Annotated in this window: 8 protein-coding genes and 1 pseudogene; 2 read left to right on the top strand and 7 right to left on the bottom strand. The window is 59.3% G+C overall.

Translation table 11 applies throughout. From position 1 onward, the window contains the following. Nucleotides 1–76: 76 nt before the first annotated feature. The 4 genes and pseudogenes from OKB81_RS15250 to OKB81_RS15235 form a co-directional block, all read right to left on the bottom strand. Nucleotides 77–280 (bottom strand): annotated as a pseudogene (locus tag OKB81_RS15250) (SpoVR family protein); the annotation flags it as partial. 10 nt (nt 281–290) lie between these two features. Continuing rightward, nucleotides 291–1,562, bottom strand: coding sequence for a YeaH/YhbH family protein (locus OKB81_RS15245; protein ID WP_010674904.1), 1,272 nt, complete (start codon nt 1,560–1,562; stop codon nt 291–293). Between the two features lie 24 nt (nt 1,563–1,586). Then, nucleotides 1,587–3,509, bottom strand: a complete 1,923-nt coding sequence (locus tag OKB81_RS15240) for a PrkA family serine protein kinase (RefSeq protein ID WP_010674903.1) — start codon at nt 3,507–3,509, stop codon at nt 1,587–1,589. Between the two features lie 572 nt (nt 3,510–4,081). Next, nucleotides 4,082–6,004, bottom strand: a complete 1,923-nt coding sequence (locus tag OKB81_RS15235; RefSeq protein WP_160838405.1) for a RecQ family ATP-dependent DNA helicase — start codon at nt 6,002–6,004, stop codon at nt 4,082–4,084. Between the two features lie 332 nt (nt 6,005–6,336). Between OKB81_RS15235 and sstT the strand changes: the two genes are divergently transcribed. Beyond that, nucleotides 6,337–7,587, top strand: a complete 1,251-nt coding sequence (gene sstT, locus OKB81_RS15230; protein WP_010674901.1) for a serine/threonine transporter SstT — start codon at nt 6,337–6,339, stop codon at nt 7,585–7,587. Nucleotides 7,588–8,322: 735 nt separating this feature from the next. On the opposite strand, the gene OKB81_RS15225 is transcribed toward sstT, so the two are convergent. The 3 genes from OKB81_RS15225 to pabB form a co-directional block, all read right to left on the bottom strand. Then, nucleotides 8,323–9,621 (bottom strand): serine/threonine transporter, encoded by a 1,299-nt coding sequence (locus OKB81_RS15225; RefSeq protein WP_160838403.1) that lies wholly within the window; start codon nt 9,619–9,621, stop codon nt 8,323–8,325. Between the two features lie 215 nt (nt 9,622–9,836). Then, complete coding sequence (locus OKB81_RS15220) at nt 9,837–10,403, bottom strand: CoA pyrophosphatase (RefSeq protein ID WP_113070643.1); 567 nt, start codon at nt 10,401–10,403, stop codon at nt 9,837–9,839. A gap of 43 nt (nt 10,404–10,446) precedes the next feature. Further along, nucleotides 10,447–11,817, bottom strand: coding sequence for an aminodeoxychorismate synthase component I (gene pabB / locus OKB81_RS15215; RefSeq protein ID WP_160838401.1), 1,371 nt, complete (start codon nt 11,815–11,817; stop codon nt 10,447–10,449). Between the two features lie 210 nt (nt 11,818–12,027). Between pabB and OKB81_RS15210 the strand changes: the two genes are divergently transcribed. Continuing rightward, complete coding sequence (locus tag OKB81_RS15210) at nt 12,028–13,551, top strand: fumarate hydratase (protein WP_160838399.1); 1,524 nt, start codon at nt 12,028–12,030, stop codon at nt 13,549–13,551. Nucleotides 13,552–13,705 lie beyond the last annotated feature (154 nt).

Raw genomic sequence — 13,705 nt, 5'->3', positions numbered from 1 at the left:
GAGAGTATAAGATCACACCCAGATCGGTCGGTCAAATCCTCTTAACATTGCTTCAAAACGTTCACGATCTCGCCCTGTGTTGATAACCGATGGGCATGCCGACACTGGAGTAGGCATCCATCATCTGCTCTGCAGTGATCACCTCGATCTGGTTGGGATAGGTGTCGAGCCGATAGAATTTGGCGACCCGGGCTATCTCCTGGTGATAAAGCTCCAGCAGATCGAAGTTCCAGTCAGGACCATCGTCCAGCGGCGCTATCTTTCTTGCGGTTTCTACCATATGTGATCCCTCAAGCCGCTTGCTTCTTGAACAATTCCCGGAACACCGGATAAATGTCCTCGACCTTGCGAATGTGCTCCATGGCGAAGTGGGCGTATTGCTCTGCCACCGCCTCATATTCGTGCCACAGGGTCTGGTGGGCGCGGGTAGTGATCTCGATGTAGGAGTAGTAACGCACCCGCGGCATGATGTCGCGCATCAGGATCTCCCTGCACTGGGGTGAGTCATCGGCCCAGTTGTCACCATCAGAGGCCTGCGCCGCATAGATGTTCCACTGGTTGGCGGGATAACGTTCGTTGATGATGTCGTTCATCATCTTGAGCGCACTGGAGACGATGGTGCCGCCGGTCTCCTGGGAGTAGAAGAACTCGTGCTCGTCCACCTCCTTGGCCTGGGTGTGGTGGCGGATGTAGACCACCTCGACATTCTTGTAAGTCCGGCTCAGGAATAGATAAAGCAGGATATAGAAACGCTTGGCCATCTCCTTGGTAGCCTGATCCATGGAACCGGAGACGTCCATCAGGCAGAACATCACCGCCTGGCTCGAGGGGACGGGCCGTTTGACAAAGTTGTTGAATTTGAGGTCGAAGGTGTCGATAAAGGGGACCGCATCGATGCGTCGTTTCAGCTCCCTGATCTCTTTTTCAAGTTGCGCCATTTCGGCGAAATGGTCGTTGGGCTCGCAAGCCAGCTGGGCCAGGCGCTCCTCCAGTTCACGCAACTGACGTTTCTTGCCTGCCTGCAGCGCCATGCGCCGCGCCAGCGAATTTTGCAGGGAGCGCACCACGTTGATGTTGGCAGGCACCCCGTTGGAGGTGTAGCCGGCCCGATAGGTCTTCATCTCCATCAGCTGGTTGAGCTGGGTCTTTTGCAGCCGCGGCAGCTCCAGATCCTCGAACAGCAAGTCCAGGTACTCGTCCTTGGAGATCTGGAAGACGAAATCATCGACTCCCTCTCCTTGATCCGAAGCCTGGCCCTCGCCACTCCCTTGGCCGCCGCCACCCCCTTTGGGCCGGTCAATCTTGTCACCAGATACGAACTGGTCGTTGCCTGGATGCACCATCTCCCGTTTGCCGCCATGACCCTGATGAAAATGGGGTTCCCCGATGTCCTTGGTCGGGATGCTGATGCTCTCACCCTTGTCCACGTCCTGAATGCTGCGCTTGGAGACAGCATCCGAGACCGCTTGTTTTATCTGCTTCTTGTAGCGGCGGATGAAGCGCTGCCGATTGACAGCGCTTTTGTTTTTGCCGTTGAGCCTGCGGTCGATAAAATGCGCCATAACTCCCCCTTGAACACGGCAGGGTCAGGATGACTTGCGTACCCTGAGATACCACTCGGAGAGCAGCCGCACCTGTTTACGTGTGTAGCCTTTCTCCATCATCCGTTCGACAAAGTTATCGTGCTTCTTCTGCTCCTCAGCCGAGGTTTTGCTGTTGAAGGAGATAACCGGCAGCAGCTCTTCCGTGTTGGAGAACATCTTCTTCTCGATCACGGTGCGCAGCTTCTCGTAACTGGTCCAGTTGGGGTTACGGCCTGCATTGTTGGCCCGGGCACGCAGCACGAAGTTGACGATTTCGTTGCGGAAATCTTTCGGGTTGCTGATCCCGGCAGGTTTTTCAATTTTCTCCAGCTCGCTGTTGAGAGACGCTCTGTCAAACAGCTGGCCGGTTTCTGGGTCACGATACTCCTGATCCTGGATCCAGAAGTCGGCGTAGGTGACGTAGCGATCGAAGATGTTCTGACCGTACTCTGAATACGACTCGAGGTAGGCGGTCTGGATCTCCTTGCCGATGAACTCGACGTAGCGCGGAGTCAGGTAACCCTTGATGAACTCCAGATAGCGATCGTGCAGCTCTTGCGGGAACTGCTCGCGCTCTATCTGCTGCTCCAGCACATAGAAGAGGTGCACCGGGTTGGCTGCCACTTCCGCGTGGTCGAAGTTGAAGACACGGGAGAGGATCTTGAACGCGAAACGGGTGGAAAGGCCGTTCATGCCCTCGTCAACCCCCGCATAATCCCGGTACTCCTGATAGCTTTTCGCTTTGGGATCCGTGTCTTTGAGACTCTCGCCGTCATAGACTCGCATCTTGGAATAGAGGCTGGAGTTTTCCGGCTCCTTGAGCCGCGACAGCACCGAGAACTGGCCCAGCAACTCCAGAGTACCCGGTGCGCATTTGGCCTCGGTCAGCTCGCTGTTGAACAGCAGTTTTTCATAGATCTTCACCTCTTCCGAGACGCGCAGGCAGTAGGGCACCTTGACGATGTAAACACGGTCGAGGAAGGCTTCGTTGTTCTTGTTGTTGCGGAACTGCTGCCACTCGGATTCGTTGGAGTGGGCCAGCAGGATGCCGTCGAAGGGGAGGGCGGAGAGCCCTTCGGTACCGTTGTAGTTCCCCTCTTGCGTCGCCGTCAGCAGCGGGTGCAGCACCTTGATGGGGGCCTTGAACATCTCGACGAACTCCATCATCCCCTGGTTTGCCTTGCATAGCGCACCGGAGTAGGAGTAAGCATCGGCATCATCCTGGGCGAAGTGTTCCAGCATGCGGATATCGACCTTGCCGACCAGGGAGGAGATGTCCTGGTTGTTGTCGTCCCCCGGTTCGGTTTTGGCGATGGCGATCTGATCGAGGATGGAGGGGTTCACCTTCTCCACCTTGAACTTGGTGATGTCGCCGCCAAACTCGTGAAGGCGCTTGGCGACCCAGGGAGACATGATGGGGCGCAGATAACGGCGAGGGATGCCGTACTCCTTCTCGAGGATTTCGCCATCTTCGTCGATGTCAAACAGGCAGAAGGGGTGATCATTCACTGGTGAGCCCTTGATGCGATAGATGGGCACTTTTTGCATCAGGGATTTGAGTTTCTCTGCCAGCGAGGATTTACCGCCGCCAACCGGTCCGAGCAGATAGAGGATCTGTTTCTTCTCTTCCAGACCCTGAGCGGAATGTTTGAGATAGGAGACAATCTGTTCGATGGCTTCTTCCATGCCATAGAAGTCTTTGAAAGCGGGATAACGCGCGACGACGCGGTTGGAAAAGAGACGGCTGAGACGTGGATTGGTCGAGGTGTCGATCATTTCCGGCTCGCCGATGGCGGTCAGCAGACGTTCGGCGGCAGAGGCGTAGCAGGATTTGTCCTGTTTGCACATATCCAGAAACTCCTGGATGCTGTACTCCTCCTCTCTGGCCTTCTCATACCGCTGTTGATAGTGCTCGAAGATGCCCATAACTTAGCCCTCGTTATAGTCGCTTGCCCTGAAAAAGAGTGGATCACTACTTTTGTTCTGTTTACCTCTTAAGCCTAGTCAACAGCCCCCAGTAATCCATCGCCATCATTGGTTTAAGTTTGTGCGGGAGCTTCCCGATCCTCGTGCGGGAAGAAGCAGTAAGTGACATACCTATGTTACTGACTGTTAAATTATTTTTGCCACGACAGTGATGCAAATGTCAAAGACATAAAAAATAAATCTTTGTGTGCCAGAGGGAGAAAATGGTGACGCTCTGTTTTGTCAGGGGGCGGTGCCAGCAAGGGCAAGGGCGGCAGGGAATAGAGGGTAAAAAGACGTGTCGCTTACGTCAACGTAATGTTACTTGCTTGGTGCTTTTGCTCTAATTTTTACATTGACGCTACATTCTGGCTGCTCTAGATTGGTCCTGTGTCGAGCAGTCATCGCTTTAGCAAGAGAGTGGGTGATTGTGCAGATACTAAGCTCTGTTTAAGCACGTTTCCGTTGGCTTGACCCTCGCATCCGCGAGGGTCTTATTTTTTCAGCGCCTGAACGGCGCCAAACCTGCAAGCTCAGGATTCGGCGGGATAGAGGGCTGACACCACCGCCAGCACCTCGGCGAAGGGATGGTTCGCCAACTGGCCAAAACCGGCCAGATCCCTGGCCTTTAGACGGGTGGTCAGCGGGGTGGCGATGCCACACAGGAAACGGGTCAGGATCCTGGGATGGCGCTGATGGCACAGGGCGATCAGCGGATCGCACCAGGCGCGCAAACCGTGCTCGTTGGGCAAGCCCGGTGATGGCAACGGCGGCAACACGGCGATCTCTCCCCGGCAGACGGAACAGTGCCCGCAGCGCTCGGGGGCGGCGTCGTCGGCAAAATAGCGGGCAAGCTCATGGCTGAGGCAGGTGGTCGAGGTGAAAAAGGCCAGCAGTGCCTGAAGGCGGGCCAGCTCGCTCTGCTCTTTCTTTTCAAACAATCCATGCAGCTCTTCGGCCAGGGTCACGGTATCGATTTGCTGGCTCAGCACCCGATAGAGCTCGGTCATCTGCTTGCTTTCAAGCTCGATCCAACCCTGCTGCTGCAGGTAGTCCAGCGCCGCCGCGGCGCGCTGGCGTTCTCCCTGATATCCCTGCCACAGCGCTTCGAAGTCCATGGTGCACCAGGTGCGCGCCTGGGGGGCGCAGGCAAAGACCTGCTCCAGGAACTGGCGGCGTTCGGAATTGAAACGAGCGAGGATCGCCTGTTTTTCCAGTACGAACCTGAAACGGTACTCGGCAAAGTAGCTGTAGGCCGGTGCAATGACCCCCGCCATCTCCAGATAGACCAGCAGGGTCTTGAGGGGCAGTTGGCGAATGTTGGTCTCGTTGGAGAGGCGCAGCAGGCTGAATTCCCACTCGGCGCCGCTCTGGCGCACGATATCGAGCAAGTGCGCGATGGCGTCCCTGTCCGGCGTATCCCCATAGACGAAGTTTTCCAGTACCGGCAACTGGGCGCGGCTCGCCAGCACGGTGCAGCGGGAGGGAAGCCCGTCACGTCCGGCGCGGCCTATCTCCTGGCTGTAGTTCTCGATGGACTTGGGCAGGTCGTAGTGAATGACCCGGCGAATGTCGGCCTTGTCGATGCCCATGCCAAAGGCGATGGTGGCCACGATGCAGTCGAGTCTGCCAGCCATGAAGTCATGCTGGATCTGGCTGCGCAGGGCGGGATCGAGCCCCGCATGGTAGGCGCATGCCCGGATGCCGCTGGCCTGTAGCTGCGCGGCGCACTGCTCTGCGCTGTGTTGCAGAGTCACGTAGACGATGGTGGGGGCGGCCGGATTCCGGTGCAGCTCCTCGCGCAGCCATGTATCGCGGGCACTGCCGGCCAGCGGGAGGACGGCCAGATCCAGATTGGGTCTGTAGAAACCGGTGACCACCAGATCGTCCCGGTCGATGGCAAATTTTGCCTGCATGTCCGCCATGACGGCCGGGGTGGCGGTGGCGGTCAGCAACAGCACCTGGGGAATGGCCAGTTCACGGCGATGATCCGGCAGCTTGAGGTAGTCGGGGCGAAAGTTGTGGCCCCACTCCGAGATGCAGTGGGCCTCGTCCACCACCAGCAGTGACAGGGGGATGTGGGCGATGAAGCGGCGAAAGCGCTCATTTTTGAGGCGCTCCACCGAAATCATCAGGATCTTGAGCTGGCCATCGCTGGCCTGCTGCATCACGCGCCGGCTCTCTTCCGCTGTCTGGCTGGAGTCCAGAGTGGCGGCGGCGATCCCCTTGCTGCGCAAAAAGGCGAGCTGATCGTGCATCAGGGCCAGCAGGGGAGAGATGACCAGGGTCAGGTGGGGCAGTGCGAGGGCGGGCAATTGATAACAGAGGGATTTCCCCGCGCCAGTCGGGAAGATGGCTGCGGCGCTCTTGCCGGCCAGCAGACGACTGATCACCGCTTCCTGCCCGGGCCGCAAGCGATCAAAGCCGAAGTGTCGGGTCAATAAAGAGGTGATCATGGCAAGGCTCCCTGAAAAAGGGCGTCATCATATCACTTCTGGCCCAGTGGTGGCCGATGATCGGACTGGTTTGGTGACATTTTGACCGTGGTTGATATTGTGTTATCACATTGTTGTAGATTTTTTGTGAGGTAACCCTGATATTTTTCAGTGATTATGTGGAAAAAAACCATGGCAGATGGGATATTCTTGTCCGCAACCCCACGCGAACGGGACAGATCCACCAGAAGAGCTGCCCACGGCGTCACCGTCAACGGACCGGTGCCAATGCGCGGGGCTGGTTGCCAACAGGACTAATGATTCACGCACCATGAGTGCACAGGGACTACTTGATGACACAACAACACCCCCTCATTCGACTGGTCAACAGCACCAGTCTGGTTAGCCAGATCCTAGTCGGTCTGGTATTCGGTATCCTTCTTGCGATGTTCATGCCCGAGTGGGCCAAGGCGGCGGGTCTGCTCGGCAGCCTGTTCGTCGGCGCCCTGAAGGCCGTGGCGCCGCTGCTGGTCTTCGTGCTGGTGATGTCGGCGATCATCGGCCACAAGCAGGGTCAGAAGACCAACATGAAACCGATCCTGCTGCTCTATGTGCTGGGTACCTTCCTGGCGGCTGCCGTGGCAGTGGTGGCGAGCTTCCTCTTCCCCTCCAACCTGCATCTGGTGGCAGGCGCTACCGAGATCACGCCGCCGGGGGGCATCACGGAAGTGCTGCAGACCCTGCTGTTCAACGTGGTGACCAACCCGGTGAAAGCACTGCTGGAAGCCAACTATATCGGCATCCTGGCCTGGGCCATCGGCCTTGGTATCGCCATGCGTCACGCCAATGAGAGCACCAAATCACTGATTTCCGATGTGTCCCACGGGGTTTCCGCCATCGTCAAGGCCGTGATCCGTTGCGCTCCACTCGGCATCCTGGGCCTGGTTGCCTCCACCCTGGCTGAAACCGGCTTCGATGCGCTGTTTGGCTATGCCCAGCTGCTGGTGGTACTGATCGGCTGCATGCTGTTCATCGCCTTCGTGGTCAATCCGCTCATCGTCTTCTGGAAGATCAAGCGCAACCCCTATCCCCTGGTGCTGACCTGCCTGAAAGAGAGCGGTGTGACCGCCTTCTTCACCCGCAGCTCCGCCGCCAACATTCCGGTCAACATGGCCCTGGCCGAGAGGCTGCGCCTGCCGGAAGACACCTATGCGGTCTCCATCCCGCTGGGGGCCACCATCAACATGGCCGGCGCCGCCATCACCATTACCGTGCTCTCCATGGCGGCGGTGCATACCCTGGGGATGGAAGTGGACATGGCAACCGCCATTCTGCTCTCCGTCGTCGCCACCATCAGTGCCTGTGGCGCTTCCGGTGTGGCGGGCGGCTCCCTGCTGCTGATCCCGCTGGCGTGCAGCCTGTTCGGTATCAGCAACGACATCGCCATGCAGGTGGTGGCCGTTGGCTTCATCATCGGGGTGTTGCAGGATTCCGCCGAAACGGCCCTCAACAGCTCCACCGACGTGCTGTTCACTGCGGCCGCCTGCATGGCCGAGGATGAGAGCCTGCTGGATGCCGCCCCGGTCCCCAGCCGCGAAGCTTGATCCCCTCAGACTTTCCGCTCTGCACAGGCGCCCTCTTCGGAGGGCGCTTTTTATTTGCGCGCGCGTCAGGCGCCCTGCACCTTCTCGCCGTGTCATGGCACTGACAGTGCTCGGATCCCCCTGTGTGATTTCCCGGGAGGGGCCCGTTGGCCGCCTTACGTGTTCTCGCCACCGCCAACAAGCCATTCCCTGTACCCGCGTGCCCGGCACTGCATTCGGCAGGGCATATCGGGCTGTTTGTGCTGTCAGCATGGCGGCCTGTGGCATCCCCTCTGGTGACCGAAGGGGTCATCTGCTCTTCGGACGCTGTACGGGAAGCCCGGTCAAGGCCCTCTCGGCGGTTTGCCTGCGCCCTGTGGCCGGTATTTTCCTTGAATGCCTTGAAGAAAGGCTCAATTGGGTGGGGATCTGGGCTCTCTGGGCTAAACCCCGAAGATCGGGCGTTCCTGGTAAGGACAAGGGCTCTGGTGTTCTGTCTGGCAAGGCAAATGGCGTGCGGCAGATGACGGGATAACGCAGCACGCCTTGGTCGTGTGCCATGGGGAAAGGAATATGAGCGGCAAGCTGTCACCAAGGGGAAAGAGAGTGAATGAAAGGGCTGTCTTTGATCTGAGGGGCTCTGATCATCTGAGTCCAGTGTCTGATGATCATAACGAACACAGCCCGGCAGAGGAGATCTGCCGGGCTGTGGGAGGCGCCGGGCCAGATGCTGGCCCGACGGTATCGCAGGAAGGCTTAGCCGACCAGTTGATAGAGGATGGCGGAGATGGCGATGAGGCCCATGGTCGCCACGAAGACGTTGCTGATCTGACCCTGGTATTTCGCCATGGCCGGAACGCGCTTGATGGCGTACATGGGCATGAGGAACAGGATGGTGGCGATGATGGGGCCACCCAGGGATTCGATCATCCCGAGGATGGAGGGGTTGATCACGGCCACGCCCCACAGGGTCAGGATGAAGAAGGCGATGATGAACAGCTCCACTTTCTTGTGGTTCGGTGCCTTGCCGGAGCTGCGCATGTTCTGGACGATCATCCCTTTCAGACCTTCACGGGCACCCAGATAGTGGCCGAAGAAGGAGGAGACGATGGCCACGAAGGCAACCAGCGGACCGAAGTAGGAGATGATGGGGCTCGCATGCTGGTTGGCCAGGTAGGAGAGCACGGCGATGTTCTGGGACTTGGCTTCTGCCAGCTGGGCCGGCGTCAGGCTCATCACGCAGGAGAAGACGAAGAACATCACGAAGCCCAGCAGAATGATGGCGGTGCGCTTGAGGATGGCGTCGGACTTGGCGACGGCATGCTCACCGTGATCACGGCGCTGAGCCAGGGCGAAGCTGGAGATGGCCGGGCTGTGGTTGAAGGAGAACACCAGCACCGGGATGGTCAGCCACAGGGTGGTGGCGAAATCCTTGGTGCTCGGCATTTCATTCAGGGCCGCACCGGTCCAGTCCGGGATCAGGTACAGGGAGATGCCCGCCAGAATGGCGATGAGCGGATAGACCAGGAACTCGGTCACTTTCAGCATCAGCTTCTCGCCAGCCAGCATCACGGACATCATGACCATGATGAGCACGATGGAGAGGATCCAGCGCGGGGGCGGCGTCATCTGCAACTGGTTGACCAGGAAGCTTTCCACCGTGTTGGTGATGCCCACGCCGTAGATCAGCACGATGGGGTAGATGGCAAAGAAGTAGAGCAGGGTGATCAATTTACCGGCACCCACGCCGAAGTGCTCTTCCACCACCTGGGTGATGTCGGCATTGGGCTGCTTGGAGGAGAGCACGAAGCGCGCCAGACCACGGTGTGCCAGGTAGGTCATGGGGCCGACCAGCAGCGCCATCACTACCAGCGGCCAGAAGCCACCCATGCCGGCGTTGATGGGCAGGAACAGGATGCCTGCACCGACGGCGGTACCGAACAGGCTGATCACCCAGGTGGTGTCTTGTTTACTCCAAGCGCGAGATTGGACCGAGCTGATTCCTTGCTCCTGTGCGGCTGCAACATCCTGTGCGCCAGTGACAGTATTGGACATGTATCTCACCCCGAATGTGTGGTTTTAATTAGTCGGCGCAAGAATACTTTCTTTTTAATCAAAAATGTTGATCAAATTCACCTTTGTGCGGCTAAAACCCGTACTTTCTTGTAGAAATGTGATCAAAAGAATAAAAAATAAAAATTTATTTATCAAATGCAGTGTTATTTGAATGTTAACTGGATAATTTCCCACCTCATCATGTTGTCGAAATGTTATGCCGAGATGTGTTGGGCAAGCTGGCGGATCATGCTGGCAGTGGCTCCCCAGATGAAAGATTGCTCCCAAGGGATCCAATAGATGGTGTGACGTCCGTCCGCCCTTGGCAGGCTCAGGGCTATGTGCTGCCCCGGATCCAGCACGTGGGCGAGGGGGACTTCGAAGGCCTGGGCCACCTCGTCCTGGCTCAGGGTCAGCCCGTAGCCTGGGTCGAGCATGGCGAGGACCGGCAGCACATCGTAGCGCGAGACGGTATTGAGAGGGGTGAGGCTGCCGATGATCCGGATCTGGGAGGGGGGAATGCCAAGCTCCTCCTCGGTTTCCCTGAGCGCGGTGTGAATGAGGTCCCGGTCTTCCGGGTCCTGGCGCCCGCCGGGAAAGCTGATCTGTCCCGGGTGGTGGCGCAGGGCGGCGCTGCGGCGCGTCAGCAGCAGGTGCAGGCCCTCGGGGCGCTCCACCAGGGGGATCAACACGGCAGCAGGTTTGAGCCCGGCCAGTGCCAGGCGATGGGCGGGGGCGGGGCGCTGCAGCAAAAAGCGGGTCAGCAGCTCGGCACTCGTCATCTCCATGGGTCTCCTTGTGTCGGCCCCGCAGGGCCGGATGGGATCAAAGGGCATCGAGCAGTGGCAGGATGCGGGCCACCTTGTCGTAGGTTTCCTGATATTCGGCGTCGGGATCGGAGTCGGCGATGATGCCGCCCCCCGCCCAGCAGTGCAGCTGACCGGCTTCGGCGATCAGGGTACGGATGCAGATGCTGGTATCCATCCTTCCGTGCTGACTCAGATAACCGATGCTGCCGCAGTAGGCATTGCGCCGCACCGGCTCCAGCTCCTCGATGATCTCCATCGCCCGGATCTTGGGAGCCCCTGTGATGGAGCCGCCGGGGAAGCAGGCCCGCAGCAGATCCACTTCTTGCCAGCGCGCATCCAGTTCTCCGTGAATGGTGGAGACCAGATGATGCACCGCCGGGAAGGATTCCACGGCAAAGAGATGCGGCACAGTGACCGATCCCGGCAGGCTCACCCGGCCGATGTCGTTGCGCAGCAGATCGACGATCATCAGGTTCTCCGATCTGTCCTTGTCGGCGCTGGCGAGTGACTCGGCCACCCTGGCATCCTGGGCGGGATCCGGGTGGCGAGGCCGGGTGCCCTTGATGGGCTTGGTCTCGATATGGCGCTTGTCGAGCAGCAGGAAACGCTCCGGGGAGAGGCTCAGAATGGCGCTGTGCGGCAGGCGGACAAAGGCGGAGAACGGCGCCTTGTTGGCGGCGCTCAGGGTTAGATAGGCGGACCATTCATCTCCCTGATAAGGGGCGCTGAAGCGCTGGGTCAGGTTGATCTGGTAACAATCCCCCGCCGCCAGATAGGCCTGGATACGGGCAAACTTGTCCCCGTATTCGGCCCGCGTCATGTTGCTCTGCCAGGGGCCGGTCAGGCGAAGGGGGAGGGTGGTTCGTTCGCGCTGCGCCATCAGCCAGTCGAGCCTGCGGGCGAGGCCGGCTTCATCACCCCAGTGGGCCAGTTGCCAGTGTCCCGTCGCGACATTTCGCAGCAGCGCCCAGTCGTAGATCCCGACCGCCATGTCGGGCACTTGGATGTCCTGTTGCGCCACTGCGGGCAGACGCTCGAATCGTCGGCCCAGATCGTAGCCAAAGAGTCCCAGGGCTCCCCCGATAAACGGCAATCCCGAGTCATCCTCAACGCGCTCCCCAAGCAGGGCTTGCTGGGTCTTGGCGAGCAGGGCGAGGGGATCGCCGTCATGATGGTGCTGGTGGTTATCCTGGGTGAGGCAGGTGCTGGTACCCCGGGTTTCCAGGGTGGCAAGCGGATCGGCGCTGATGATGTCAAAACCGTTGTCAGCCCCCAGGGGGCCGGCGGATTCCAGCAGGATGGCCCAGGGTTGGTGTTGCAGGCAGGCGAACCAGGTGTGGAGCGAGGCCTGCGGGTCGAAATGGTGGATATGCAGTCTTGGTTTCATTTTTTGTTACATAGGCAACAGTTTGCGCCCGGCTCCCTAGCCGGTTCCGGTGGTCAAGCGTATCATGGCCGCCGGCATTTTTAAGAAAAACACCGTTATAAAAACACGCCGCAGTCTGCCGGCTCCAGGTGCATTTGCCACCTGCCGAAGGCCCGGCTCATATGGAAGCCCTTGCTCGCGCAAGCGATAACAAGGACCAGTGAGGATGATATGAGCATCATTAGAAAACAGGACTTTATCGATTCCATTGCTGACGCCCTGCAGTACATCTCCTTCTACCACCCCCTCGATTTCGTGCAGGCCGCCAAGGCCGCCTATGACCGCGAGATCAACCCGGCCGCCAAGGATGCCCTGGCCCAGATCCTGATCAACTCCCGCATGTCTGCCGAAGGTCATCGCCCGCTCTGTCAGGACACCGGTATCGTCACCTGCTTCGTCAAGATCGGCATGCAGGTACAGTGGGACAGCGACATGACGGTCCAGGAGATGGTGGATGAGGGCACCCGCCGCGCCTACACCAATCCGGACAACCCGCTGCGCGCCTCCGTGCTGGCGGATCCGGCCGGCAGCCGCAAGAACACCAAAGACAATGCCCCCGCTGTCGTGCACATCGACATGATCCCCGGCGACAAGGTGGAAGTGAGTATCGCGGCCAAGGGCGGCGGCTCCGAAAACAAATCGAAGATGGTGATGCTCAACCCCTCCGACGACATCGTGGAGTGGGCGCTCAAGACGGTGCCGACCATGGGGGCTGGCTGGTGCCCGCCCGGCATGCTCGGCATCGGCATCGGCGGCACCGCCGAGAAGGCGGCGGTGCTCGCCAAGGAAGCCCTGATGGAGCACATCGACATCCAGGAGCTAATTGCCCGTGGTCCCGAGACTACCGAAGAGAAGCTGAGGGTCGAGCTCTATGACAAGGTCAACAAGCTCGGGATCGGTGCCCAGGGGCTGGGCGGCCTGACCACGGTGCTGGATGTGAAGGTGAAATCCGCACCGACCCACGCCGCCTCCAAGCCCGTGGTGATGATCCCCAACTGCGCCGCCACCCGTCACGTGCATTTCGAACTCGATGGCTCCGGCCCGGCGGAGCTGACACCCCCCAGGCTGGAAGACTGGCCGGAGATCACCCGTGAGTCCGGTGGCAATGTGCGCCGGGTCAACGTGGATGGTATCACCAAGGCAGAGCTTGCCAGCTGGAAGAGCGGCGATACCGTGCTGCTCTCCGGCAAGATCCTGACCGGCCGCGACGCCGCCCACAAGCGCATCGCCGACATGCTGAAAAAGGGTGAAGGACTGCCCGAAGGGGTCGATTTCACCAACCGCTTCATCTATTACGTGGGCCCGGTCGATGCGGTGCGTGACGAGGTGGTCGGCCCGGCTGGCCCCACCACGTCCACCCGGATGGACAAATTCACCGACATGATGCTGGGAGAAACCGGCCTCATCGGCATGATCGGCAAGTCCGAGCGCGGCCCCAAGACGGTCGAGAGCATCAAGCAGCACCAGGCTGTCTACCTGATGGCGGTGGGCGGCGCCGCCTATCTGGTGGCGAAAGCCATCAAGAAGGCGCGCGTGGTGGCCTTTGCCGATCTGGGGATGGAGGCCATCTACGAGTTCGAGGTGGAAGACATGCCGGTCACCGTGGCGGTCGACTCCCAGGGCAACAACATCCACGAGACCGGCCCGGCCTACTGGTCCGCCAAAATTGCCGAGCTGGAGACCAAGCTGGCTTGATCAATCGGACTTCGATGCAAACGGAGAGCGATTAGCCCCCGTACAGCAGCATGTTGAAAGGCGACCCTCGGGTCGCCTTTTTTAGGTTCATCGCGGCTTTCCGGGGAAGGCCGCCTTGATTTTCAGAAAAAAGTATTCTGAGTCCCTAAATCCA

Source organism: Aeromonas sp. QDB56, from assembly GCF_027705505.1.
GTDB lineage: Bacteria > Pseudomonadota > Gammaproteobacteria > Enterobacterales > Aeromonadaceae > Aeromonas > Aeromonas caviae.
Note: the sequence above shows the minus strand (reverse complement) of the source record. Positions and strands in the feature narration are given on the sequence as shown.

Coding starts and splice junctions, on each gene's coding strand:
- OKB81_RS15245 (WP_010674904.1), bottom strand. CDS start 1,562: ATGGCGCATTTTATCGACCGCAGGCTCAACGGCAAAAACAAAAGCGCT.
- OKB81_RS15225 (WP_160838403.1), bottom strand. CDS start 9,621: ATGTCCAATACTGTCACTGGCGCACAGGATGTTGCAGCCGCACAGGAG.
- OKB81_RS15235 (WP_160838405.1), bottom strand. CDS start 6,004: ATGATCACCTCTTTATTGACCCGACACTTCGGCTTTGATCGCTTGCGG.
- pabB (WP_160838401.1), bottom strand. CDS start 11,817: ATGAAACCAAGACTGCATATCCACCATTTCGACCCGCAGGCCTCGCTC.
- sstT (WP_010674901.1), top strand. CDS start 6,337: ATGACACAACAACACCCCCTCATTCGACTGGTCAACAGCACCAGTCTG.
- OKB81_RS15210 (WP_160838399.1), top strand. CDS start 12,028: ATGAGCATCATTAGAAAACAGGACTTTATCGATTCCATTGCTGACGCC.
- OKB81_RS15220 (WP_113070643.1), bottom strand. CDS start 10,403: ATGACGAGTGCCGAGCTGCTGACCCGCTTTTTGCTGCAGCGCCCCGCC.
- OKB81_RS15240 (WP_010674903.1), bottom strand. CDS start 3,509: ATGGGCATCTTCGAGCACTATCAACAGCGGTATGAGAAGGCCAGAGAG.